The organism is Allosaccharopolyspora coralli (genome assembly GCF_009664835.1).
GTDB lineage: Bacteria > Actinomycetota > Actinomycetes > Mycobacteriales > Pseudonocardiaceae > Allosaccharopolyspora > Allosaccharopolyspora coralli.
On the sequence record NZ_CP045929.1, the window covers coordinates 4,630,309 to 4,652,316 of the forward strand.

The 22,008-nt window shown below is 69.5% G+C and carries 23 protein-coding genes; 8 read left to right on the plus strand and 15 right to left on the minus strand.

Translation table 11 applies throughout. The annotated features are described in order from the left end of the window. Positions 1 to 7 precede the first annotated feature (7 nt). The gene (locus GIY23_RS21640; protein ID WP_154078339.1) at positions 8 to 679 is read left to right on the plus strand and encodes a lysozyme; all 672 of its coding nucleotides are present in this window, start codon (positions 8 to 10) and stop codon (positions 677 to 679) included. Positions 680 to 701: 22 nt separating this feature from the next. After that, positions 702 to 1,892, plus strand: a complete 1,191-nt coding sequence (locus GIY23_RS21645; RefSeq protein WP_154078340.1) for a pentapeptide repeat-containing protein — start codon at positions 702 to 704, stop codon at positions 1,890 to 1,892. A gap of 288 nt (positions 1,893 to 2,180) precedes the next feature. On the opposite strand, the gene purL is transcribed toward GIY23_RS21645, so the two are convergent. Genes purL through purS form a run of 3 tightly spaced genes read right to left on the minus strand, consistent with a single transcriptional unit; the run spans position 2,181 to position 5,394 of the window. After that, on the minus strand, positions 2,181 to 4,481 hold the full coding sequence (gene purL / locus GIY23_RS21650) for a phosphoribosylformylglycinamidine synthase subunit PurL (RefSeq protein WP_228717429.1): 2,301 nt from the start codon (positions 4,479 to 4,481) through the stop codon (positions 2,181 to 2,183). After that, entirely contained in the window at positions 4,478 to 5,158 is a 681-nt protein-coding gene (purQ, locus tag GIY23_RS21655) for a phosphoribosylformylglycinamidine synthase subunit PurQ (protein ID WP_154078341.1), read from the minus strand. The genes purL and purQ overlap by 4 nt, the downstream gene beginning before the upstream one ends. Continuing rightward, positions 5,155 to 5,394, minus strand: a complete 240-nt coding sequence (gene purS / locus GIY23_RS21660) for a phosphoribosylformylglycinamidine synthase subunit PurS (protein WP_154078342.1) — start codon at positions 5,392 to 5,394, stop codon at positions 5,155 to 5,157. The genes purQ and purS overlap by 4 nt, the downstream gene beginning before the upstream one ends. A 222-nt stretch (positions 5,395 to 5,616) precedes the next feature. On the opposite strand from purS, the gene GIY23_RS22725 reads away from it, so the two are divergent. Beyond that, on the plus strand, positions 5,617 to 6,150 hold the full coding sequence (locus tag GIY23_RS22725; protein WP_187351960.1) for a Rossmann-fold NAD(P)-binding domain-containing protein: 534 nt from the start codon (positions 5,617 to 5,619) through the stop codon (positions 6,148 to 6,150). Between the two features lie 39 nt (positions 6,151 to 6,189). Next, complete coding sequence (locus GIY23_RS21670) at positions 6,190 to 6,825, plus strand: MBL fold metallo-hydrolase (protein WP_154078343.1); 636 nt, start codon at positions 6,190 to 6,192, stop codon at positions 6,823 to 6,825. A 36-nt stretch (positions 6,826 to 6,861) separates the two neighbouring features. On the opposite strand, the gene GIY23_RS21675 is transcribed toward GIY23_RS21670, so the two are convergent. The 4 genes from GIY23_RS21675 to GIY23_RS21690 form a co-directional block, all read right to left on the minus strand. Then, a complete protein-coding gene (locus GIY23_RS21675) occupies positions 6,862 to 7,209 on the minus strand; it encodes a type II toxin-antitoxin system PemK/MazF family toxin (RefSeq protein ID WP_154078344.1) in 348 nt (115 codons plus the stop codon). After that, positions 7,206 to 7,448 carry a hypothetical protein gene (locus GIY23_RS21680; RefSeq protein ID WP_154078345.1) on the minus strand — a complete coding sequence of 81 codons (243 nt, stop codon included), beginning with the start codon at positions 7,446 to 7,448 and terminating at the stop codon, positions 7,206 to 7,208. The genes GIY23_RS21675 and GIY23_RS21680 overlap by 4 nt, the downstream gene beginning before the upstream one ends. Positions 7,449 to 7,595: 147 nt before the next feature. Further along, positions 7,596 to 7,952 (minus strand): ATPase, encoded by a 357-nt coding sequence (locus GIY23_RS21685; RefSeq protein ID WP_228717430.1) that lies wholly within the window; start codon positions 7,950 to 7,952, stop codon positions 7,596 to 7,598. Positions 7,953 to 8,077: 125 nt separating this feature from the next. Then, entirely contained in the window at positions 8,078 to 8,974 is an 897-nt protein-coding gene (locus GIY23_RS21690; RefSeq protein WP_154078347.1) for a phosphoribosylaminoimidazolesuccinocarboxamide synthase, read from the minus strand. Positions 8,975 to 9,071: 97 nt separating this feature from the next. Between GIY23_RS21690 and GIY23_RS21695 the strand changes: the two genes are divergently transcribed. Next, on the plus strand, positions 9,072 to 9,719 hold the full coding sequence (locus GIY23_RS21695; RefSeq protein WP_154078348.1) for a TenA family protein: 648 nt from the start codon (positions 9,072 to 9,074) through the stop codon (positions 9,717 to 9,719). A gap of 304 nt (positions 9,720 to 10,023) precedes the next feature. On the opposite strand, the gene purB is transcribed toward GIY23_RS21695, so the two are convergent. Beyond that, positions 10,024 to 11,457 carry an adenylosuccinate lyase gene (gene purB, locus GIY23_RS21700; RefSeq protein WP_154078349.1) on the minus strand — a complete coding sequence of 478 codons (1,434 nt, stop codon included), beginning with the start codon at positions 11,455 to 11,457 and terminating at the stop codon, positions 10,024 to 10,026. Positions 11,458 to 11,709: 252 nt separating this feature from the next. Between purB and GIY23_RS21705 the strand changes: the two genes are divergently transcribed. Continuing rightward, positions 11,710 to 13,341, plus strand: a complete 1,632-nt coding sequence (locus GIY23_RS21705; protein WP_154078350.1) for an ABC transporter transmembrane domain-containing protein — start codon at positions 11,710 to 11,712, stop codon at positions 13,339 to 13,341. Further along, positions 13,338 to 15,095, plus strand: a complete 1,758-nt coding sequence (locus GIY23_RS21710) for an ABC transporter ATP-binding protein (RefSeq protein ID WP_154078351.1) — start codon at positions 13,338 to 13,340, stop codon at positions 15,093 to 15,095. The genes GIY23_RS21705 and GIY23_RS21710 overlap by 4 nt, the downstream gene beginning before the upstream one ends. A 55-nt stretch (positions 15,096 to 15,150) precedes the next feature. Here the strand turns inward: GIY23_RS21710 and GIY23_RS21715 are convergent, their stop codons facing one another. The 3 genes from GIY23_RS21715 to GIY23_RS21725 form a co-directional block, all read right to left on the minus strand. Beyond that, positions 15,151 to 15,747 carry a TetR/AcrR family transcriptional regulator gene (locus GIY23_RS21715; protein ID WP_154078352.1) on the minus strand — a complete coding sequence of 199 codons (597 nt, stop codon included), beginning with the start codon at positions 15,745 to 15,747 and terminating at the stop codon, positions 15,151 to 15,153. 199 nt (positions 15,748 to 15,946) lie between these two features. Then, a complete protein-coding gene (locus GIY23_RS21720) occupies positions 15,947 to 16,585 on the minus strand; it encodes a hypothetical protein (RefSeq protein WP_154078353.1) in 639 nt (212 codons plus the stop codon). A gap of 15 nt (positions 16,586 to 16,600) precedes the next feature. Then, entirely contained in the window at positions 16,601 to 17,119 is a 519-nt protein-coding gene (locus GIY23_RS21725; protein WP_154079039.1) for a SigE family RNA polymerase sigma factor, read from the minus strand. Positions 17,120 to 17,402: 283 nt separating this feature from the next. Between GIY23_RS21725 and GIY23_RS21730 the strand changes: the two genes are divergently transcribed. Then, complete coding sequence (locus GIY23_RS21730) at positions 17,403 to 18,425, plus strand: threonine aldolase family protein (protein ID WP_154078354.1); 1,023 nt, start codon at positions 17,403 to 17,405, stop codon at positions 18,423 to 18,425. A 164-nt stretch (positions 18,426 to 18,589) separates the two neighbouring features. Here the strand turns inward: GIY23_RS21730 and GIY23_RS22730 are convergent, their stop codons facing one another. From GIY23_RS22730 to GIY23_RS21745, 4 genes are all read right to left on the minus strand, one after another. Then, a complete protein-coding gene (locus tag GIY23_RS22730) occupies positions 18,590 to 18,763 on the minus strand; it encodes a hypothetical protein (protein ID WP_187351961.1) in 174 nt (57 codons plus the stop codon). 164 nt (positions 18,764 to 18,927) lie between these two features. Then, positions 18,928 to 20,094, minus strand: a complete 1,167-nt coding sequence (locus GIY23_RS21735) for a pyridoxal phosphate-dependent aminotransferase (RefSeq protein ID WP_154078355.1) — start codon at positions 20,092 to 20,094, stop codon at positions 18,928 to 18,930. A 61-nt stretch (positions 20,095 to 20,155) separates the two neighbouring features. Further along, positions 20,156 to 21,397: a transglycosylase SLT domain-containing protein gene (locus tag GIY23_RS21740; protein WP_154078356.1), complete on the minus strand. Its 1,242-nt coding sequence runs from the start codon at positions 21,395 to 21,397 to the stop codon at positions 20,156 to 20,158. A gap of 8 nt (positions 21,398 to 21,405) precedes the next feature. Beyond that, positions 21,406 to 21,705, minus strand: coding sequence for a hypothetical protein (locus tag GIY23_RS21745; RefSeq protein ID WP_154078357.1), 300 nt, complete (start codon positions 21,703 to 21,705; stop codon positions 21,406 to 21,408). Positions 21,706 to 22,008 lie beyond the last annotated feature (303 nt).

Sequence of the window (22,008 nt, forward strand, 5' to 3'; positions counted from 1 at the left end):
TCACCTCATGAGCTCCCAAGTCGAGCACGGCGAGCGCCCCGAAACGGACCCCAGCGCCGAGCCACGAGCCGCCGTCGACGGCATGGACGTCAGCGGCCATCAGCAGAACGTCGACTGGCAGCACTGGTGGAACCAGGGCATGCGGTTCGCCTACTGCAAGGCGACCGAGGGAACCGGATACGTGAACCCGTACTTCGCCCAGCAGTACAACGGTTCCTACGACATCGGGATGATCCGCGGCGCGTACCACTTCGCGCTGCCCGACCGGGCAAGCGGCGCGACACAGGCGAACTATTTCGTCGACAACGGCGGCGGCTGGTCGGGCGACGGCAAGACCCTGCCCGGTGCGCTCGACATCGAGTACAACCCGTACGGCCCGAACTGCTACGGCTTGACGCAGGCGCAGATGATCGCCTGGGTCAAGGACTTCAGCGACACCTACCACGCCAGGACCGGCAGGTGGTGCACCATCTACACCTCCACCAGCTACTGGAACCAGTGCATCTACGGCGAGTTCGCCAGCACGAATCCGCTGTGGGTCGCGCGGTACAACGACACGGTCGGAGAGCTGCCGTACAACTGGGGGTTCCACACGTTCTGGCAGTACACGTCCTCGCCGCTGGACCAGAACCTGTTCAACGGCGCCTACGACCGGCTGCAGGCCCTGGCCAACGGCTGATCGTCAAGGCAAGATCAACTGTGTGCGCCCGCTGACGCTCACCCTCGTTCTCGCGGTGCTGGCCTTCACCGGGACCAGCACCGCTCTGCTGTTGTTCGACCCGCGCGTGAACGGAGCCGACGCGCTGCGCACCGGAGGTCTCGCAGCGGGATCCGTCGTCGCGCTGTACGCGCTGTGGCTCAACGACCGACGGCGCCGGGTCGACGAACAGCGCCAGGAGCTCGAAACCCGGCGCCAAACACTGGAAAGCGAGCGCTACACACTGGAGCAGCAGCGGCAGGCGCTGGAGGACCGACGCACGGGCAACGAGTACGAACGCGCCGCCGACGAACGCTTCGCGCGGGCGGTCGAACTGCTCGGTCACGAGGCAGACCAGGTGCGCATCGGCGCGATCCACGGCCTCGTCGGTCTCGCGCGCAGCAATCCGGGCTACACCCAGACCGTCCTCGACGTACTGTGCTCCTACCTACGGATGCCGTTCAATCATCCGAAATGGACGACGCCGAACGACGCGGAGTCGATTCCGGCCGCCGCCACACCGGAGCAGGAGCGGGAACGCACCGTGCGTCAAACCGCCTGCAAGTCTCTGCGCACACTGTTGCCCGGCAAGGAGTTCGTGGACCCGCCGATCTATCACCTCGATCTGATCGACGCACACCTGGAACTCGTCGACTTCTCCGACCGGGTCGTCGGCCGGGTCGCCGCCTACTCCGCGACATTTCGTCACACCGTCCACTTCGAACGCACCGAGTTCCGCGGCCCGTTGGCACTGTCCGGCGCGGTGTTCCTCGACAGGCTGCGCGCCGAGGATGCCGTGTTCCTCGAGAGGGTGGCCGCGCAAGGGGTGACATTCCGCCGCGAAGTCAACTTCGACCGAGCCGAATTCCTCGACGAACTCGATCTCCGCGAGATCCACTGCGAGCATTTCGTCTCCTTCGAACGCGCCCGCATTCTCGGGTCTGTCGACCTCCGTCGAGCCTACTTCGAACGCGGAGTTCATTTGCGCGTCCGTGAACCGGTCCCGACCTTCGCGCTGTACAAGACGACGGTCACGGCGAAGGCACCGTCCACGATGCCGCACACGCTGACGATCGGCCCCTCGGAAAGCCGAGGGCTGGGCTGGCTACACAGCTCCGGCGAGCCTCCTACACTTGCCGTTCCGCCCTCACGCCCGGGTGCTCGCACCTCGGACTATCGGGACGTGCGGGAGTGAGGACTTTCGCGCCGCGATTCGTCGTTCGGCCCTGATCGGCATCATCGTCCTTGCCGTCTCTGTTCCCTTGTCGGCGCGTCGACCGCGCTGCCGCACTCGAATCCTCGGGCAGACTCGGTTCTCCTCCGCCTCTTCCATGAAGAGGCGGCGTTCGCGATGACCGTGTTCGACGAGCCCCGGGTCTCACCGGCACCCGTTTCGAAGCAGGCACCGACCTCGCCTCGGCAGCGACGTGAGCCTTTTTAGTGGCTATAGCAACCAAAAAGACTCACGCTGCCGAGCTGCGCCTCAGCCGAACAGGGCGGGCAGTGTGCCTTCCCACGCATCGCGGAGCTCGGTCAGCGGGATGTCGGCTACGTCCTGGATCTCCAGCTTCTGCGACTGATCGTCGACCACGCCGACCTTCACGCAGGGCAGCCCACGCGCGGCACACATCTCGGTGAACCGCAGTTCCTCGCTGCGCGGCACCGCCACCAGCGCGCGGCCTGCGGATTCGGAGAACAGCCACACGAACGGGTCGACGCCCTCCGGAAGTACGACACGCGCGCCGGTCTCGCCGATCAGCGCCGTCTCGACCAGCGCCTGCGCCAGTCCGCCCTCTGAGAGGTCGTGCGCGGCCGAGACCATGCCGTCCCGGGAACCGGCGAGCATGACGTCCGCGAGCAGCTTCTCCCGAGCCAGGTCGACCTTCGGCGGCGTGCCGCCGAGATGCCCGTGCGTGACCTTCGCCCACTCGGAGCCGCCGAGTTCTTCCGTGGTGTCCCCGAGCAGCAGTAGCGTTTCGCCCTCGTCGCCGCCGATACCAGTAGGAATGCGGCGGGTGACGTCGTCGATGACGCCGAGCACACCGACTACCGGCGTCGGCAGGATCGGGTGGCGTCCGGTCTGGTTGTAGAAGCTGACGTTTCCGCCGGTCACCGGGATGCCGAGTTCCGCGCACCCGTCCGCGAGTCCCCGCACCGCCTGCTGGAACTGCCACATCACGCCGGGGTCCTCAGGAGAACCGAAGTTGAGGCAGTTCGTGACGGCCATCGGCGTGGCGCCGGTGACCGCGACGTTGCGGTAGGCCTCCGCGAGCGCCAGCTGGGCGCCCGCGTACGGGTCGAGCCGGGTGTAGCGGGAGTTGCAATCGGTGGAGACGGCGATGCCGCGCCCGGTCTCCTCGTCGACGCGGAGCACACCGCCGTCGGAGGGCTGGGCGAGCACGGTGTTGCCGCGCACATAGCGGTCGTACTGGTCGGTGACCCACGCCCGGGAACACAGGTTCGGAGAAGCGGCCATCCGCAGCACGGTCTCCCGCATGTCGTCCGGAGTGGACGGCCGCTCGAGCGTGTTCGGGTTGTCCGCGGCGATGAGGTCCTGCTCGCCGGGACGCTCCACCGGCCGCTCGTACACCGGGCCCTCGTGGGCGACGGTGCCGGGCGGGACGTCGAGGACGCACTCGCCGTGCCAGTAGATCTCGAGGTTCTCGCCGTCGGTGACCTCACCGATGACGGTGGCGAGCACGTCCCACTTCTCGCAGACCTTCATGAACGCGTCCACGTCGGACGGTTTCACCACCGCGCACATGCGTTCCTGCGACTCGCTGGAAAGCACCTCGGCGGGAGTCATTCCCGTCGCCCGCAGCGGAACCCGGTCGAGGTCGACGCGCATTCCGCCGTCACCGGCCGAAGCCAGCTCGGCCGTCGCGCACGAAAGCCCGGCGCCGCCCAGGTCCTGAATGCCGACGACGAGCTCGTCGTTGTAGAGCTCCAGGCAACACTCGATGAGCAGCTTCTCGGTGAACGGGTCACCGACCTGCACGGCGGGCAGCTTCTTACGCCCGGCACCGGTCTCGTCGCCCTCGAAGGTCTCCGAGGCCAGTACGGACACGCCACCGATGCCGTCCAAGCCGGTTCGCGCCCCGAACAGGATGATCTTGTTGCCCGTCCCGGAAGCGTGTGCCAGATGCAGGTCGTCGACCTTCATCACGCCGACACACAGGGCGTTGACCAGCGGATTGCTCGCGTAGCACTCGTCGAAGACAACCTCGCCGCCGATGTTCGGCAGACCGAGCGGGTTACCGTAACCGCCGACACCTTCGACCACACCGGGCAGCACCCGTTTGGTGTCCGGCGCGTCGGCGGGACCGAAACGCAGCGGGTCGGCGACCGCGACCGGGCGGGCTCCCATCGCCATGATGTCGCGGACGATGCCACCGACACCAGTCGCCGCGCCCTGGTAGGGCTCCACATAGGACGGATGGTTGTGGCTCTCGGCCTTGAACGTGACCGCCCAGCCGTCGCCGATGTCGACCACACCGGCGTTCTCACCGATGCCGGCGAGCATCTTCGCCTTCATCTCGTCCGTCGTGGTCTCACCGAAGTACTTGAGATGCACCTTCGAGGATTTGTAGGAGCAGTGCTCGCTCCACATCACCGAGTACATCGCCAGCTCGGCGTCGGTGGGACGCCTGCCGAGGATCTCGCGGATGCGGGAGTACTCGTCGTCCTTGAGCCCGAGTTCACGGTACGGCTGCTCGGTGTCCGGCGTCGCCTTCGCGTGTTCGACCGTTTCGGCCTGCTGGGCGGGTGCGGAAATGTCGGTCACGCTGCCACCAGTGCGTCGAGAGCGGACAGGAACATGCCGAGGCCGTCATCGGTGGGCCCCGTCAGCGGGTCGATGGCGTGTTCGGGGTGCGGCATGAGCCCGACGATGCGGCCGGTCGGGTCGCTGATGCCCGCGATGTCCCGGGCGGAGCCGTTCGGGTTGCCGTCGACGTACCGGAAGACGATCCGCTGCTCCCGTTCCAGCTCGTCGAGCACCGCGTCCGGAGCGGTGTAGCGGCCCTCGGCGTGCTTGACCGGGACGAGCAGGTTGGCGCCCTGCTCGTAGCGACCGGTCCAGATCGTCTCGGTGTTCACCGGCTGGATCCACTGGTCGCGGCACACGTAGTGCAGACCGGCGTTTCGGGTGAGCGCACCGGGCAGCAGTGCGGCCTCACACAGGATCTGGAACCCGTTACAGACTCCGAGTACCGGCAAGCCATTGGCCGCGGCGCTGACGATCTCGGTCATCACGGGGGCGAACTTCGAGATCGCGCCGCAACGCAGGTAGTCGCCGTAGGAGAAGCCGCCGGGCAGTACGACGGCGTCGACGCCCCGCAGGTCGGAGTCGGCGTGCCAGAGCGCGACCGCCTCACCGCCCGCGCGACGCACGGCCCGGCGCACGTCCACGTCGTCCTGGGTGCCGGGGAACGTCACGACACCGATCTTCGCCCCGGTCACGACTCGATCCTGCGCACTGACCAGTCCTCGATCACGGTGTTGGCGAGGAACGTCTCGGCGATCTTGTCGAGCGTCGCGTCGTCGACGTCGTCGCCGACCTCCAGCTCGAAACGCTTCCCCTGACGAACCTCGGAGACACCCTGGAAGCCGAGGCGCGGCAGCGCATTGGCCACCGCCTGCCCCTGGGGGTCGAGGATCTCCTGCTTGGGCATGACGTCGACTACGACTCGGGCCACAGGTGCTGCTCCCGGTTTCCGTGCGTATCCACCGGCGCGTCCCGGCCCGGCAGATGGCCAGCAGTACGCTGCCAGCCTAACTGACCTGGGCAGACGGCCTCTGGCCAGGGCGTCCGGCTGCGACATGGCTCACTCCGGTGCTCGGTTCGGCTCGCGACGGCCCCACCCTCCGTCCCGGGGTCGTGTTTCCCCTGCGGACACGCGGGCGCGACGCTCCGGCGGGTGACGGGTTTCGCTGGCGGCGAAGATCGGTCGCGGGAACCCGGAGCGCAGGGCATCGTGGAGAACGTGAAGATCCTCGTTCTCGGCGGCACCCGGTTCGTCTCCCGCGCCGTCGCGGCGGAGGCGGTAGCGCGGGGTCACGACGTCACGTGCGCGGCGCGTGGGGAGAGCGGCGCCGTCCCCGAGGGCGCTCGACTCGTCGCGGTCGACCGGGATCGGCCGGACGGACTCGCGCCGCTGGCAGGCGAGTCCTTCGACGGGGTGGTCGACGTGGCACGGCTCTCGCTGCGGTGGGTGCGGGAGGCGCTCGCCACACTCGGCGCACGGGTCGGGCACTGGACGTTCGTCTCCACCGGCAGCGTCTACGCCCACCCGGAGGTCCCGGGTCAGGACGTCACCGCGCCGGTGCTCTCGCCGATCACCGAGGTGACCGGCCGACAGGAGGACTACGGCGGCGTGAAGGTCGCCTCGGAGATGCGGGTACGCGAGGCAGGTCTCTCGCCCGAGGACGAGGCCGAGCTGTTCGACGGTTGATCATCGTGTGACAGTGGCGAAAACCCTGGAGGAGGCACCATGCAGCTCACGCACTACGGGCATTCCTGTCTGCTGGTCGAGACCGGATCGGTCCGGCTGCTGTTCGACCCGGGGGTGTGGTCGTACGGGTTCGAAGACCTGCGGGATCTCGACGCGGTGCTCGTCACCCACCAGCACCCCGACCACGTCGACGCGGGGCGGCTCGCACCGTTGCTCACGGCGAACCCGCGGGCGCGCCTGGTCACCGACAGCGGCTCGGCGACCGCACTGGCCGATCACGGCCTCCGAGCCGCTCCGGCCACGCCCGGAGACGCGATCGACATCGACGGAACCGGCGTCTCGGTCGTCGGGGGCGACCACGCGGTGATCCACCCGGACATCCCGGGCATCCCGAACATCGGCTATCTGGTCGACCACGGCGCGCTGTATCACCCGGGGGACGCGTTGCACGTTCCCGAGCAGGCCGTCGACGTGCTCGCGCTGCCGGTCGACGCACCATGGATGAAGCTCGCCGAAGGCGTCGACTTCTACCGTGCCGTCGCGCCGCGTGCCGCGGTGCCGATCCATCAGGAACTGCTCGCGGACCCCACGTTCTACTACGAGCGCTACGAGTCACTCGGGCCGAACGTCACCTCGCTGCACCGACCTTCGCGGGGCGAGGCCGTCACGCCGTAGGGCTCACTTCCCGAGGTCACCTCGCCCTTCTGCGCGTCACACCACCATCCGGCGGACCCACCTGCCCAGTTCGGCGCGTTCGCCCTCGGACAACGATCCAACCGGAGACTCGCCCACGAATCGATGCGTCGACACCGCACGCAGTGCTTCGGTGAGAGCCCAGCTCGCGCGGTGGAGTCCGGATGCGTCGGGGTCGATGCGCACATGGTGTGGCAGGCCGCGGTCCCGTGTCGTCAGCGGCACGATCAGCCCGAGGTTCACGGGAAATCGGCAGTGGTCGTCGGAGCCGACCACGACGGCGGGTCGCCGACCTGCTTGCTCATTACCGACGACGGGGTCGAGGTCGATCCACCACACCTGCCACGGCGCGATCGACGGGCTCACCGGCCCTGCTCGGTGTCAAGTCCATCAGCGACGGTGCTGTCCCATCCATCAAGATCGTGGTTGTAGTCGGCCCACGCTTGCGAGTCCTCCTGCAGCCGAGCGTAGGCGGCGTGAACTTGGTGCATCTCGTGCTCGTCGATGAGGCGTTGAAGCGCGGTGTCGTTACTGACGCCCTGCTCACGGGCAACGCCGGCGAGTCGGTCTCGCGTGCTGGGGTTGACCTTGATGGTGGTGGACACAGATTCACCATACCACCAGGTATACCTCCGAGTATCCCCTGAAGGTTACGCGCGGGGTGACTCGGTGGTGCGGACGACGTTGTCCACACCACCGCCCCGGCCCATCGCGAACCTCACCGAGCGACCCGCGCGTTCTCGCCACAGTGCTCAGTCGTCGCGGTCGTCCCGGTCGTCGTCTGCGTCATCGCGCTCGTCCCGGTCGTCCCGGTCGTCGTTCCGGTCGTCCCGGTCGTCGTTCCGGTCGTCCCAGTCGTCAGCACGGTCGTCGCGGGCATCGTCCCGGTCGTCGTGTCGGTCGTCGCGGTCGTCGTGTCGGTCGTCGCGGTCGTCGTCGCGGTCGTCATCACGAACGTCGTCCCAGTCGTCATCCCGGTCATCCCGGTCGTCGACGGGAACCGTGGCTCCGACCGTGCCCTGCTGACCGGGCCGCTGCGGGGCGTCGTCGCCCGCGGAGGCGACACCCGCGCCGCCGACTCCGAGTGCGGCCGCCAGCACGCCCGCCATCAACCAGGTCCGCTTGTCGTTACGCAGCTTCATCGTGTTCACCTCACGCGATCGGTTTTCCTCGCTACGTCAACCAGAGTCACGTGCGCGCGTGAGCCGACCCTGAATCTCGGGTGAAAGAGCCTTCATCCGGCAGTCGGAGTGGGCCAGTCGTCGATGCTGCGGCCGGTGATCCGCTCGTAGGCCTCGACGTAGCGATCCCGCGTCGCCGCGACGACCTTGTCGGGCAGCGCCGGCGGAGGCGCGTCGGACGCGCGGTCCCAGCCGGATTCCGGTGAGGTCAGCCAATCCCGCACGTACTGCTTGTCGAAGGACGCCTGCACCCGGCCTTCGGCGTACTCGTCGGCGGGCCAGTACCGCGACGAGTCCGGGGTGAGAACCTCGTCGCCGAGCACCAGGGTGCCGGCCTCGTCCACACCGAACTCGAACTTGGTGTCGGCAAGAAGCACTCCCCGGCGGCGGGCGTGCTGGGTCGCGCGCTCGTACACCCGCAGTGTGGTGTCGCGCAGTTCCTCGGCGCGCTGCCTGCCGACCGTGGCCACTACCGCCTCGAAACTGACGTTCTCGTCGTGTTCGCCGAGCTGCGCCTTGGTCGCCGGAGTGAAGATCGGCTCCTGCAAGGCGGACGCCTCGACCAGGCCCGACTGGAGTGCCACACCGCAGACGGCTCCGGTCCGCCGATAATCGAGCAGACCGGAGCCGGTGAGGTACCCGCGCGCCACGCACTCGACCGGCAGCATGTCCAGCCTCCGGACCAGCAGCGCCGTGCCACGCACCTCGGCGGGGATGCGCGGGTCGTCGTACGCGACGACGTGGTTCGGCACCAGGTCGGCGAGCAACTCGAACCAGAACACGCTCATCGCCGTGAGCACCCGTGCTTTGTCCGGGATCGGAGTCGGCAACACGTGGTCGTAGGCCGAGATGCGGTCCGAGGCCACCATGAGCAGGTGTTCGTCGTCGACGGCGTGCAAGGTGCGGACCTTGCCCGCATGGACCTGGGGGTACTCAGACAGTGCGACCACGTGGGCGATTGTTGCGCACGACCGGTGACGACGGCCTCGCGGGCTGGTAGACCCGAAGACAGTCGGTGTCACGAGTGCGGCACGCGGTCAGGGAGGCATGGTGGCGAGCTTCAGCGACTGGATGCGGGAACGCAGCGAACCGGATTGGACCCAAGTCATCGCTCACCCGTTCACCGATTCCGTGTTCTACGGGGCCGTGCCGGACAACTTGATGCGCTCGTACCTGGTACAGGACTACCAGTTCCTCGACGCGTTCGTCGCGTTGCTGGGAGCGGCATTGGCGCGGGCGGACCAGTACGCGTCGCGGCTGCGGATCGCGGGGAGCATCGCGGTCGTCACCAGCGACGAGAACACCTACTTCCAGCGCGCTTTCGACGCACTCGACGTGCCCGATGAGGACCGCACCGAACCCGCGCTCGACCCGGCGACGGTGGCGTTTCGGGACCTGATGTTCGACACGGCCGAACGCGGTTCGTACCCGGAAGTGCTGACCGTGCTCACGGTCGCCGAGTGGACCTACCTGGAGTGGGCCTCCCGCGCACCGCAGACCCTGCCGGAGAGTTTCGTGCACGCGGAATGGGTCTCGCTGCACAACAGTTCCGAGTTCCGCGCGTGGGTGGACTGGCTGCGCAGCGACCTCGACCGCGTCGGCGGCGAACTCGACGAGCGCGACCAGGCCCGCTGCCTGCGCCTGTTCCAACAGGCCACCCACCTGGAACAGGAGTTCTTCGACACCCACTGGTGACCCGCGCCCTCGCATCTTTCGGTGCGAACGGCACTCTCGCCCCACCACACGAGGCGAAAGTGCCGTTCGCGCCTACTCGACCGGGTGAGTGGGAGAGAATGCGGCCGTGCTGATCATGCCGGTTTCGCAGGGTCCCTCGGTTTTCGTGCTCACGCGGGATGCCCCCGCACGGATCGCGTGGGTACGCCGCAGAGCTCTGCCGTGGTGGCTCCCCGGTCCACAGTGGATCGAACCGGTGTGACCGGAACCGACCTGAGCAGGGCGTGAGTCTTTTTGGTGGCTCTGGCAACCAAAAAGGCTCACGCTAGAGAATCGGGGACGGGGTGTAGGCGGCGGCTTCGGGGTAGCGGCCGGTGAGCTTGTCGATCTCGGCGACCACGGTGGCCACCTGGCTCGCCGCCGCGCCGGTGAAGTCGAGCCGGTCGGCGAGTAGTTCGTCCAGCTGTTCGCGTTCCAGCGGCAAGCGCGAGTCGGCGGCGAGCCGGTCGAGCAGGTCGTTGCGTTCGATGCCCTGCTCGCGCATGTCGAGGGCCACGGCGACGGCGTTCTCCTTGATCGCCTCGTGGGCGGTCTCGCGACCCACGCCCGCACGCACGGCGGCCATGAGGACCTTCGTCGTCGCGAGGAACGGCAGGTACCGGTCCAGCTCGCGCGAGACGACGGCGGGGAACGCGCCGAACTCGTCGAGCACGGTCAGGAACGTCTCCAGCAGGCCGTCGAAGGCGAAGAACGCGTCCGGCAGCGCCACGCGTCGCACCACCGAGCACGAGACGTCGCCTTCGTTCCACTGGTCGCCCGCCAGTTCGCCGACCATCGACACGTACCCGCGCACGATCACCGCGAGTCCGTTGACGCGTTCGCAGGAGCGGGTGTTCATCTTGTGCGGCATCGCGCTGGAACCGACCTGACCGGGCTTGAATCCCTCGGTGACCAGCTCGTGCCCTGCCATCAGCCGCACCGTGGTCGCCACGTTCGACGGCGCGGCGGCCAGCTGCGCGAGCGTGGTGAGCACGTCGAAGTCCAGCGAGCGCGGGTACACCTGGCCGACGCTGGTGAGCACGCGCTGGAACCCGAGGTGGCTCGCGACGCGCTCTTCGAGCTCGGAGAGCTTCGCCGCGTCACCGCCGAGCAGGTCCAGCGCGTCCTGCGCGGTGCCGACCGGGCCCTTGATACCGCGGAGCGGGTAACGCTCCAGCAGGTCTTCGAGCCGCTGGAACGCGACGAGGAGCTCGTCGGCGGCGGTCGCGAACCGCTTGCCGAGGGTGGTCGCCTGGGCGGCGACGTTGTGCGACCGGCCCGCCATCACCAGCTCGGAGTTCTGGGCGGCGAGCGTGCCGAGCCGGGAGAGCACGGCGACCGCCCGGTCGCGCACGTGCTCGAGGCTTCGCCGGACCTGCAACTGTTCGACGTTCTCGGTGAGGTCGCGTGAGGTCATGCCCTTGTGCACGTGCTCGTGCCCGGCGAGGGCGTTGAACTCCTCGATGCGCGCCTTCACGTCGTGACGGGTCTGGCGTTCCCGCTCCCCGATGGAGTCGAGGTCGACCTGCTCCACGACCCGCTCGTAGTCGGCGAGCGCCTGCTCCGGCACCTCGATCCCGAGGTCGGCCTGGGCGCGCAGGACGGCGAGCCACAGCCTGCGTTCCAGGACGACTTTGTGCCGCGGTGACCACAGCTCGACCAGCTCGGGCGAGGCGTAGCGGGCGGCGAGGACGTTGGGAAGGCTGGGCTTGTCCGTCACGAACACGCAGGATACGTGGCGTGCGAGGACGCGACGTCGCCACCAGGCACGCGACGACCTCCGTTGGCGGCAAATTCGCGCGAGTTTGCCATCACCAGCTCCGTGACCAGGGGGAACGTCGGAGGTCGCCACGACTGGGTGAAAGCGATCATGGTTGGGTGCGGCAGTGTCGTGGCGGTCGGGGACGACGCGTGGCTGGGCGGGGAAAACCGGTCGCCGGGTTCCAGCGGACGAGGCTATTTTCGGGTTGCCATGACCACCGAGGCGCGCAGCAGTTCTCCGCACGAGGCCGTGGACTCGCGGAGTCCGTCGCGGTACCTGTGGTCGGTGCTGCGGCAGCGGCCCCGACTGCTCACCTTGGCCGCCGTGGCGGGTGCGGTGAACATGATCGCCGCAGCGGTGCTGCCGCTGGTCATCGGCCGTGCCGTCGACACCGGAATCGCCGCGGGCGCCACTGCCGTGCTGCTCGGCTGGGTCGCTGTCGTCCTTGTGCTCGGTCTGCTGCAAGCGGCCGGAATGGGCGCCCTCGAATGGGCCGAGCACACGTTGTGGCTGCACGGCACCTCCACGACCCAGCGGGTCGTCGCCCGGCACATCACCGGGCTCGGGTTCGCCCTGTCCCGTGAGGTGCGCACCGGCGAGGCCGTGGCGATCAGCTCGACCGACTCGTACCGGATCGGCAACCTCTACGAGAATCTCGGACGCCTGATCGGTTCCGTTCTCGCCTTCCTCGTGGCGGCCGTGATCGTGCTGAGCATGTCGCCGACGCTGGGGCTCGTCGTGCTCGTCGGGGTGCCGCTCGCGGTCGCCGGAATCGGGCCGTTGCTGCCGGTGCTGCAACGCCGTGAAGAGGTTCAGCGGGAGCGGATCTCCGAACTCAACGCGCAGGCAGGCGACATCGCGACCGGGTTGCGGATCCTGCGCGGTATCGGTGGCGAGCACCGGTTCCACGCGCGGTTCACCGCGTCCAGCCGCCGAGCCCGCGAGGCCGGAATCGCCGCAGGGCGGGTCGAAGCGTGGCTGGCGGCCTCGGAAATCCTGCTCCCCGGCCTGGTCACCGTCGCCGTGACGTGGCTCGGGGCGCGCCTGGCGCTGGCGGGCACGATCACCGTCGGCGAGCTGATCGCCTTCTACGGCATCTCGGCGTTCCTGGTGATCCCGGTCCGCACCGCGACCGAGGCACTGGACGCCCTCAGCCAGGCCCTCGTCGCGGCGGGCCGAGTGACGTCAGTGCTCGCACTGCGACCGGCACCACCCGCACCCGAACGTCCGCGACCACTGCCGCCCGGACCGCTCGGGCTGCACGATCCCGCGACCGGACTCACCGCCCGGGCGGGCGTGCTCACGGTGATCGACGCCGGGAACCGGATCGACGCCCTCGCTCAACGCCTCGCGCATCACGCCGAGTCCGACATGCCGGTCACCGCCGCCGGGCCGGCGGATCCGGCGGTACCGCTGAACGCTGTGGAACCGGACGAACTGCGGCGACGCGTGGTGCTGGCGCACAACGAGGACGTGCTGTTCACGGGGTACTACCGCGACGCGCTCGACCTCGGATCCACTGTGGATCTCGGTGCCGCGCTGCACGCGGCTGACGCGGACGACGCCGTCGACGCGCTCGACGGCGGCGTGATCGACGAGCGGGGACGGTCGCTGTCCGGTGGGCAGCGCCAACGACTGGTGCTGGCCCGGGCCTTGACCACCGATGCCGACGTGCTCGTGCTCGACGAACCGACCTCCGCCGTCGACGCGCACACCGAGTCCCGCATCGTCGAACGCGTCCGGGCACTGCGCGCCGGACGCACCACGGTCGTGCTCACCCAGAGTCCACTGTGGAAGGCAGCGGCCGACGAAACACACACGGTCGAGGGGAGCCCGGCATGAATCGGCTTCCACAGGCCGACGGCGGGATGATCCGGCGCTGGGCGGGCGAGTCCGTCCGCCGCGACCGGCACCGCTTCGGCGCGACCATCGTGCTCTACCTGCTCACCACGGGACTCGGCCTGGTCGGCCCGCAGGTGCTCGGCGCTCTCGTCGACGCCGTCGAATCGGGAGCAGGCGCCGGACGAGTCGACCTCCTCGGCGCGGTGTTCCTCGTCGTGCTCCTCGCGCAGGCCTTGATCATGCGCTCGGCGCGGGACCAGGCAACCCGGTTCGGCCAGGCCGTCCTCTCCCATACCCGGGAGAGCTTCGTCGCCCACGTTCTCCGGCTCCCGGTGAGCACCGTCGAAGCAGCGGGCACCGGTGACCTGCTCAGCCGAGCCACCACCGACGTCGATCGGCTCGACGACACGGTCCGCAACGGCGCTCCCGAAGTCACCGCCGCCACCGTCACGCTCGTGCTCACCGCCGTCGCCATGATCGTCACCGCGCCGGTGGTCGCGAGCGGGATGCTCGTGGGCGTCGTGCTCACCGTCGCGAGCGTGCGCTGGTACCAGCGGCGAGTCGGACCCGTGCTCCGCGACATCCTCGGTGCCTGGGCGGACGTCGGAGCCGTCACGCACGAAACGGTCGAGGGTGCGCGCACGATCTCCTCGCTGCGGCTGCGCGACCGGCGCGTCCACAGCAACGACACCGCCGTCTCCCACGCCGAGGCCCACGAGCACCGGCACCGGGCACTGCTGATCCGGCTGTTACCGAGTATGGAACTGGCCTACGTACTGCCCATCGCGGCGGTGCTGCTCGTCGGAGCGTTCGCCTACGACGCCGGACTGGCGGGCATCGGCACCCTCGCCACGGTCGTCCTCTACGCGCAGGCCATGTCGAGCCCCATCGACGAACTGCTCATGTGGTTCGAAGAGTTCCAGGTCGGCGCCTCCGCACTGCGCCGCGTGCTCGGAGTCGGCGCGGCCCCGGCGGCCGGACGCACGATCGGAGAGTCCGGCGCCTCCGACGGCGACGGCGTGCATCTGCGGGACGTGCGGTTCTCGTACCGGGAAGGTGTCGAAGTGGTGCACGGTGTCGACCTCGACGTGGCGCGCGGCGAGCGGCTCGTCGTCGTCGGGCCGTCGGGCGCGGGCAAGTCCACGCTGGCCCGGCTCGTCGCAGGCATCAGCACCCCCGATTCCGGCTCCGTCGTCGTCGGCGGGACCGAGATCACCGACCGGACTCCCGAGCAGGCCCGGCGTGAGGTCGTGCTGCTCACCCAGGAGCACCACGTGTTCGCCTGCTCGCTGCGCGAGAACCTGTTGCTCACCGAGTGGGAACACACCGACGACGACGTCCTCGAGGCGCTACGGATCGTGGGAGCACTGGGCTGGGCCGACGCGTTGCCGGACGGCCTCGGCACCGTGCTCGGCTCGGGCGGACACCCCGTCCCGCCCGCCGTCGCGCAGCAGCTCGCGCTCGCCAGGGTGGTGCTCGCCGATCCCCACACGATCGTCCTCGACGAGGCGACCTCGCTGGTCGACAACGCGACCTCTCGCGGCTTGGAGCACTCCCTCGCCGCCGCACTGCACGGACGCACCGTCCTGGTCATCGCGCACCGGCTGCACGCGGCACGGGGCGCCGACCGGGTCGCCGTCGTCGAGGACGGACGCATCACCGAACTCGGCACCCACCACGACCTCATCGCCTCCGGCGGCTCTTACGCGCGGCTGCACCGGAGAGCATCCGCAACCGCCGACACGCCCCGGTGATCAGCCGGACGCTCCGGGCCACGAGGTGAGGTTCCGCCACCGAAGCACCCACAGATCACTCCGCGCACCCTCTGAGCCGGGAACGCAACAGACGACGGGCGACCGCACGGGGATCCGGGTCGCTGCCGATCAGCGCGTTGACCACCGCACCGTCGACCAGTGCGACGATCTCGAACAGCCGCTCACCGTCCACCGGCATCCCACACCGGTCGAAAATCTCCGCGAGCAGCGCGTTCAGCTCGTCGCCCATCTCGCGCATCAACGGAGCCAGGTACGGCCGTCGCGGCGACCCGACGAGCCGCTCGTAGCGCAGCAGCACCGACTCCGGGCCGCCGTGCCGCGACCGGTGCCCCAGCAGCAGGTCGAGCACCAGCTCGACGACCTCGTCCACCCCGTGCGGCCCCGCCGACAGCTGCGCGAGCCGCTCACGTCCCTCCGCGAGCTCCTGCCTGCCGGCGAACTCCACGGCCGCCGCGGTCAACTCGTCCAGCGAATCGAAGTAGTACGTCGTCGACGCCAACGGCAGTCCGGCGCGTTCGGCCACGGCGCGGTGCCGGATCGCGTCCAAGCCGCTCTCCACGAGTAGTTCCGCCGCTGCCACGACCAGCGCTTGCCTGCGCCGCTCCCCCTTCGGCGTGCTGGCAGCGGTCATCTTCGGCTCCTCAGGCGAATTCTTGAACTTGGGTGGCTGGTCCGGTACCGCCGCCCGGAGCCCCTCCCCCTGCCGAGGCCGGTCACTCGCGAGGCGTGCCCTACGGCACAAAAGCCAGTTCCCAAATGCCCGCTCAGGGAACAGGGCGGGACCCGCAGACTACGGGGGCGTGCGCGCGCACGCCGCCGACCGTGACGGATCAGAACCGGGCCGCCAGCGCCTCCGCCACCTCCGGCAACCGATCGGCCTCCGGCGCCACCGCACCGCTCTGCGGACTGCTGACCACCGTGAGCACCTTGCCACTGCCGGTCCGCTGCACGATCTTCACCGAGCCGTCCGGGCGATCGGTGGTCCCGAACTGCTCGGAGACCGCCGAGGCGGGAGCCACCGTAGCGCTCAACCGGCCCTGCCCCAGCAGGAACGCCGCACCCCGGGCGCCGTCCGGGCACTCCGTCACCTCGATCGGAGCCGTGTTCGACGCCGCGGGCACCTGCTCGACCACGGCCTCGGCGAGCTGCTGATCCGGTGCCGGACATCCGTCCCCGCCCGGCAACGACATCGGACCTTGCCGGAAGTCCGGGGCCGACGTGGTCGACGGCGGAGGTGGCAACGCGACCGGCTCGCCCGCGCCACCGGAGGACCCGCCGAACAGGCCCGTACCGAACCCGACCCCGACGACGAGCACCCCGGCAGCGACGACCGTCCCTCCGACGGCGGCCGTCCGCCGCTGCGCCGTCACGCGGCGCGATCCGCGCCGCACGTCCTCCGTGTCGAACGACGGCGGCGGGGTCGGACCGGGGACCTCCCGGAACAGATCCCCGAGCTCGCGCTCGTCCACCTCACACCTCTCTCGTCACAACGCCGAACGCAGGTCGCCGAGCTCGTCGCCGAGCACCGCCCGCAACGCGTCGAGTCCCCGAGCCGACTGGCTCTTGACGTTGCCCTCACTACACTTGAGCACCTCGGCGACACCCGCCACGTCCAGGCCCTCGAAGTAGCGCAGGACCAGGACGGTGCGTTGCTTCGCCGGCACCTGCTGCAACGCGGCCAACAGCGTCTGCCTGGTGGCCACCGTGTTGCCGAGACTCGGCGCCGACTCCGCCTCGTCCGGCAGGACCTCGGTGGAGTGCTCCCGGCGCCACGGTCTGCGTGACTCGTCGATGACGGCCCGACTCAGGGTGCGCCGCACGTAGGCGTCCAGCGCGCCCTTGTCCGTGACCTTGCGCCAGCGGCGATGCAGGGCGATGAACGCGGTCTGCGCGAGATCGTCAGCGCGGTGCCAGTCACCGCACATCATGTACGCCATCCGACGCACCGCCTCTCGCCGAGCCGCGAAGTACTCCGCGAACTCCTGCTCCTCGTGCTGGTCCACGCGGAACTCTCCGCTCGTTCGTGCTGTCACGTGCTGGACGGGACGTCCACGTCACCAGGTTGCACGGCGAGCCGAACGCGACATACATCACCCCCCTGGCGCAGCACGCCCCGCCGCAACGCGGCCCCCGGCTGCGTCCGTTCGGGTGAAGATCACGGCTGCGACACGACGCCGTTGACCTCGCCGTGACGAGGTCAACGCCCTGCGCCGAGCCGTCCCCACAGCCGGGACCGTCGAACCGGCCCGTTGCTCCGCCCCCTGGTCCGTGTGGTGTGATCGGTTCGTGACCAAACCGGCGCCGATCGACCTCCGATCCGACACGGTCACACGTCCCGACGACCGAATGACCGCCGCCATGGCGTCGGCGGAGGTCGGCGACGACGTGCTCGACCACGACCCGACCATGCGTGCCCTGGAGGACCGGCTCGCGGAGATACTCGGCGCCGATGCCGCGCTGTGGGTGCCCAGCGGCACGATGGGAAACCTCGTCGCTCTCTGCCTGCACCTGCATCGCGGCGACCAGTTCCTCGCGCCTCGCGGCGCGCACGTGCTGCACCACGAGCTCGGTTCCGCCGCGTGGCTCGCAGGCGGCATGCCCGAATCTCTCGACTGCGACGCCGGTCCCGGGCGCCCCACCGCCGACGCCGTGCGCGCGCACACCAGAGGCAGCAACCGTTACGACGCGCTCCGTCCCGCGCTGCTCTGCCTGGAGAACACGCACAACTCGGCAGGCGGCACCGTCACACCTCCGCACGAGCACGCCCAGCTCGCGGCCGCCGCACGCGACGGAGGGTTGCGGGTGCACCTCGACGGAGCACGGATCTGGAACGCCTCCGTCACGCTCGGGGTGCCACCCGGTGCGCTCACGGTCGGCGCCGACTCCGTGCAGGTCTGCCTGAGCAAAGGGCTCGGCGCGCCCGTCGGCTCCGCCGTCGCGGGCAGCACGGAGTTCGTCGCGGAGGCGCGGCGGATGCGCAAGATGCTCGGTGGCGGCGTGCGTCAGGGCGGCGTGCTCGCGGCGGCGGGACTCATTGCCCTGGAGCGCGTCGACTCGCTCGCGGACGACCACGCGAACGCGCTCCTGCTCGCCGACGGGCTCCGCGAACTCGGCTGGGACATGTCGACGCCGGAGACGAACATGACGCTCGCGTCCGTTCCGGACGTGGGGCTCACCCTCGAACGGCTCCGGACGGCGGGAGTGCTCGCCGTCCCCATGCACGGCAAGATCCGATTCGTCACCCACCGGGACGCGGGCAAGAGCGACGTCGAGGAAGCCGTGCGCCGCATCGCCACCGCCGGGGTGTGAGCGTGCAGTGGGGAATCGGCATGTGTGCCCGTAGGGCACGCTTCATACGTGACCAGCCGCGGCGCGGTGAGGGACTCCGGCCTGGTACTCACGAGGACCCGAACGCCGCGAGACAAGAACTGGGACGGGACCACCCACCCAAGTTCCACAATGCCCGCTGAGCGCTACCTGAGTTCCTTGCGGTCCTCTCCCTTGTCCATCGCCCACCCGATCGCGGCGGTCGCGACGAACAGGACGCCGCCGATCACAGCGAGCCAGAACAGACCCTTGATGACCCAGCCGGCGACGGACAGCACCAGCCACAGTGCCAGCACACCGCCGATCACCTTCCACCACATGACGCCGCCCTCTTCTCTCGCCGTGCGATCCTGTCTCCCAGGCTGCCAGACGCGGCGGCCCAGCGGGACGAATCCGGCACGATCTCAGGGCTGAACCAGGGTTCGCCTCCGGGGCCGCTGACATAGGCGGCTGATCGATTCGCGCGGGTGGTTCCGTAGCGGAGTCAGCCGAGCCAGCCCTGGAGACGAGCGAGCGCTTCGGACACGTCCTCGGTGGAACCGGCGAACGACATCCGCACGAAGTGGTGGCCCTCGGCGGGGTCGAAGTCGACGCCCGGCACCACCGCCACCCCGGTGTCGTCGAGCAGCCGCGCACACCAGGCGAGTGCGTCGTCGGTCCATGCCGAGACGTCCGCGTAGGCATAGAACGCGCCGTCGGCAGGAGCGATGCGGTCCACGCCCAGGTCGGCCAACCCGGACAGCAGCAGCTCACGATTCGTCCGATACCGGTCGACGTGGCCCGACACCTCCGCGTACGCCGCGTCCGTGAACGCGCCCAGTGCTCCGTACTGCGACAACGCGGGAGGACACAGCGTGAAGTTCCCCGTCAACGAGTCGACGGCACGGCGCAGCCTCGGCGGCACCAGCATCCAGCCGAGCCGCCATCCCGTCATGGACCACAGCTTGGAGAAACTGTTCACCACGATCGACTCGCGTGAGAACTCCCACGCGGTGCTCAACGGGTCCCGGTAGCTGATGCCGTGGTAGATCTCGTCACTGATCAGCTGCACGCCGCGCGACTCGCACCACACCGCGAGCTCGGAGAGCTCGCTCGAGGACAGCACAGTGCCGGTCGGGTTGGCCGGGCTCGCCAGGATCAACCCCTGCACCGGCTCGTCGAGGTCCTCCAGCATCGCCACCGTCGGCTGGAACCGGGTCGAGGCGTCACACGGCAGCTCCACGACCTCGCAGCCGAGCGCGGCGAGGATGTTGCGGTAGGCCGGATACCCCGGGCGAGCCAGCGCGACTCGATCACCCGCGTCGAACGCCGCGAGGAACGCGAGCAGGAACGCACCCGACGCTCCCGTGGTGACCACGACGTCCTCGGCCTCGACGGGGATGCCGTAGCTGCGGGTCGAGTGACCCGCGATCGCGCGGCGCAGGTCGTGGAGACCGAGCTGTTCGGTGTAGCCGAGCGGCTGGCGGCGCAACGCTTCGGTCGCCGCGTCCAGCACGGGCGTGGGCGCGGGTGTCGAGGGCTGACCGGCGGCCAGTGACACCACGTCACCGCGCGTGCGCTGACGTTCCGCCGCGCGGGTCAGCACCTCCATCACTTGGAACGGCGCCACGTCCGCGCGTCGGGCAACTGCGAGAGCGGTGGGATCGACCATGCGCCCATGATGCCGTGCGGCCCAGCGGCGGGAACCCGCAGGCCGTGGCGTCGTGAGTCGATCAGTAGCCCTGGTAGCCGCCGCCCCCGGCCATCGACTCCAGTCCGGGGTGTCCTTCGAAACCGCCGTAGCGGTCGAAGGTGTAGCGGACGCCGGCGATGATGTTGTCCACCGGGTCGTAGATGTCGCCGTGCCCCGGCAGCTTGTGCGCGTCGAACGTCGGGTCGATGCACTGCATCAGGCCCTTCGACGGTGTGCCCTTCGCGGCGTTGGAATCCCAGTTGTTGATCGCGTGCGGATCGCCGCCGGACTCCTTCTCGATGATCGTCCAGATCTCGTCGACGTTGTCCTCGGTGACCGGGATCCCGTTGGCACGCAGGATCTCGATCGCCTCCCGGATCCACTGGTCCACGTTCCCGGGCGGCGGGCCGCTCGTCGGCGGGCCACCGCTCGATCCGAGTCCCCCGCCGGAGCCACCGCCGGGCGTCGCACTCGCGCCGTCCGAGCCTCCGGAACCGCCTGTTCCACTGCCGCCGGATCCGCCTGAGACGCCGGAGCCCGGCGAACCGTTCGAGCCTGAGGATCCCGGCCCACCGGAGCCGTCCGGCGACGGCGCTGCCGCCGGTTCCGTCCGTGCGGGTCCTCCCGGCTGCTGGAAGTCCCATTCCGTCTGCTCCCCGCGTCCGGGAGTGAACGGTTGGTCGTCCGCGAGCGGCAGCGGCGTGAACGCACCCGCGAGTTCGGCCTCGGCCTGCTCGATGCGGCCGACGGAGTCCGCGAGCTGCTGGTCGGCTTCCTTGACCGCCACCTCGGCCTCACGCGCGTGCTCCCCCAAGAGCTTCGTGATCTGCGCGTCGCGTGCTCGCTGAGCCTCTTGGACGAACCCGGTGTCGTGCTCGTGACCACGGACCTGCTGCGTGAACGCGTCGTCGGCCCGCTTCGTGTCGGCGAGCGCACGCTCTCCGATGTTGGAGATCGCGTCCTGACCGGTGCCGACGATCTCGGCGGCCTTGGCCATCGCCGCCGCAGCCGCGTCGAGCGCACCGTTCGCCGTGCCGAAGCCCTGGGTCACCTTGCCCATGTAGCCGACGAAGGCGTCGGCGGAGGCGCCTTCCCAGGCACCGTCCAGTCCGCTCACCGAGGCGTCGACGTCGGCGCCGCACGAATCGGATTTCTGCGCGGCCGTGCGCCAACGCTCGGCGACGGCACTGATCGCCTCCGGCCGGGCCGACTCCAGTTTCCGCACCTGCTCGGCGAGGGCGGCGCCACCCGGCTTGCTCTCGATTTCGTCCGCGATCCCCATGACTCCCCCTAGTGGAACGACCGGCGCGCCTCGTCGTCGGTGGCCTCGACGGACGTACGGACCGCGTCGAGTGCCCCACTCGCACTGCGCAGCACCTGTTCCGCCTTGTCGAACTCCCGCTTGCCTGCTTCGTCGAGGCTCGCCACGGCGGCGGCCATCCGCCCCGCGGCGTCGAGCTCACCGAACACGGCGACGTCGACGGGACCGGCTTCGAAACCGTCACCGACGGCACCCGCCGGACCCGCTTTGGAGTCCACTGTGGACCGACAGTCCTCCAATGCCCCCATGTTGTACCCGGCCTGGGTCACGGCCCCTCCTCACCATGCGAGCCGGCGACACGGACCGGCAGCGAATGGGACGCGCCACCCGGTGACCCGGTTCCGCCCCAGACCTGAATACCAGGAACACCACCACCCCCGGCACCACTCCGCGGATTCCCCCCGATCGTGCCGTCCCCGGCCGGCGGGGTGGCAAATTCGCGCGAATTTGCCACCCCGCTGTCCACAGGGTGAGGAGTTGTCCACAGGGTTGGGGCGGGAAGGGTCCGAGGTGGTGCGCGATCGGGTGAAGTCAGTGGTCGCGCGCGGAGGTGGCAGTGGTCGGGCCGAGCT

Coding starts and splice junctions, on each gene's coding strand:
- GIY23_RS22730 (WP_187351961.1), bottom strand. CDS start 18,763: ATGTGGTGGAAGGTGATCGGCGGTGTGCTGGCACTGTGGCTGGTGCTG.
- GIY23_RS21640 (WP_154078339.1), top strand. CDS start 8: ATGAGCTCCCAAGTCGAGCACGGCGAGCGCCCCGAAACGGACCCCAGC.
- GIY23_RS21705 (WP_154078350.1), top strand. CDS start 11,710: ATGACCACCGAGGCGCGCAGCAGTTCTCCGCACGAGGCCGTGGACTCG.
- GIY23_RS21715 (WP_154078352.1), bottom strand. CDS start 15,747: ATGACCGCTGCCAGCACGCCGAAGGGGGAGCGGCGCAGGCAAGCGCTG.
- GIY23_RS21685 (WP_228717430.1), bottom strand. CDS start 7,952: ATGGCGGGCGTGCTGGCGGCCGCACTCGGAGTCGGCGGCGCGGGTGTC.
- GIY23_RS21670 (WP_154078343.1), top strand. CDS start 6,190: ATGCAGCTCACGCACTACGGGCATTCCTGTCTGCTGGTCGAGACCGGA.
- GIY23_RS21735 (WP_154078355.1), bottom strand. CDS start 20,094: ATGGTCGATCCCACCGCTCTCGCAGTTGCCCGACGCGCGGACGTGGCG.
- GIY23_RS21740 (WP_154078356.1), bottom strand. CDS start 21,397: ATGGGGATCGCGGACGAAATCGAGAGCAAGCCGGGTGGCGCCGCCCTC.
- GIY23_RS21695 (WP_154078348.1), top strand. CDS start 9,072: ATGGTGGCGAGCTTCAGCGACTGGATGCGGGAACGCAGCGAACCGGAT.
- GIY23_RS21710 (WP_154078351.1), top strand. CDS start 13,338: ATGAATCGGCTTCCACAGGCCGACGGCGGGATGATCCGGCGCTGGGCG.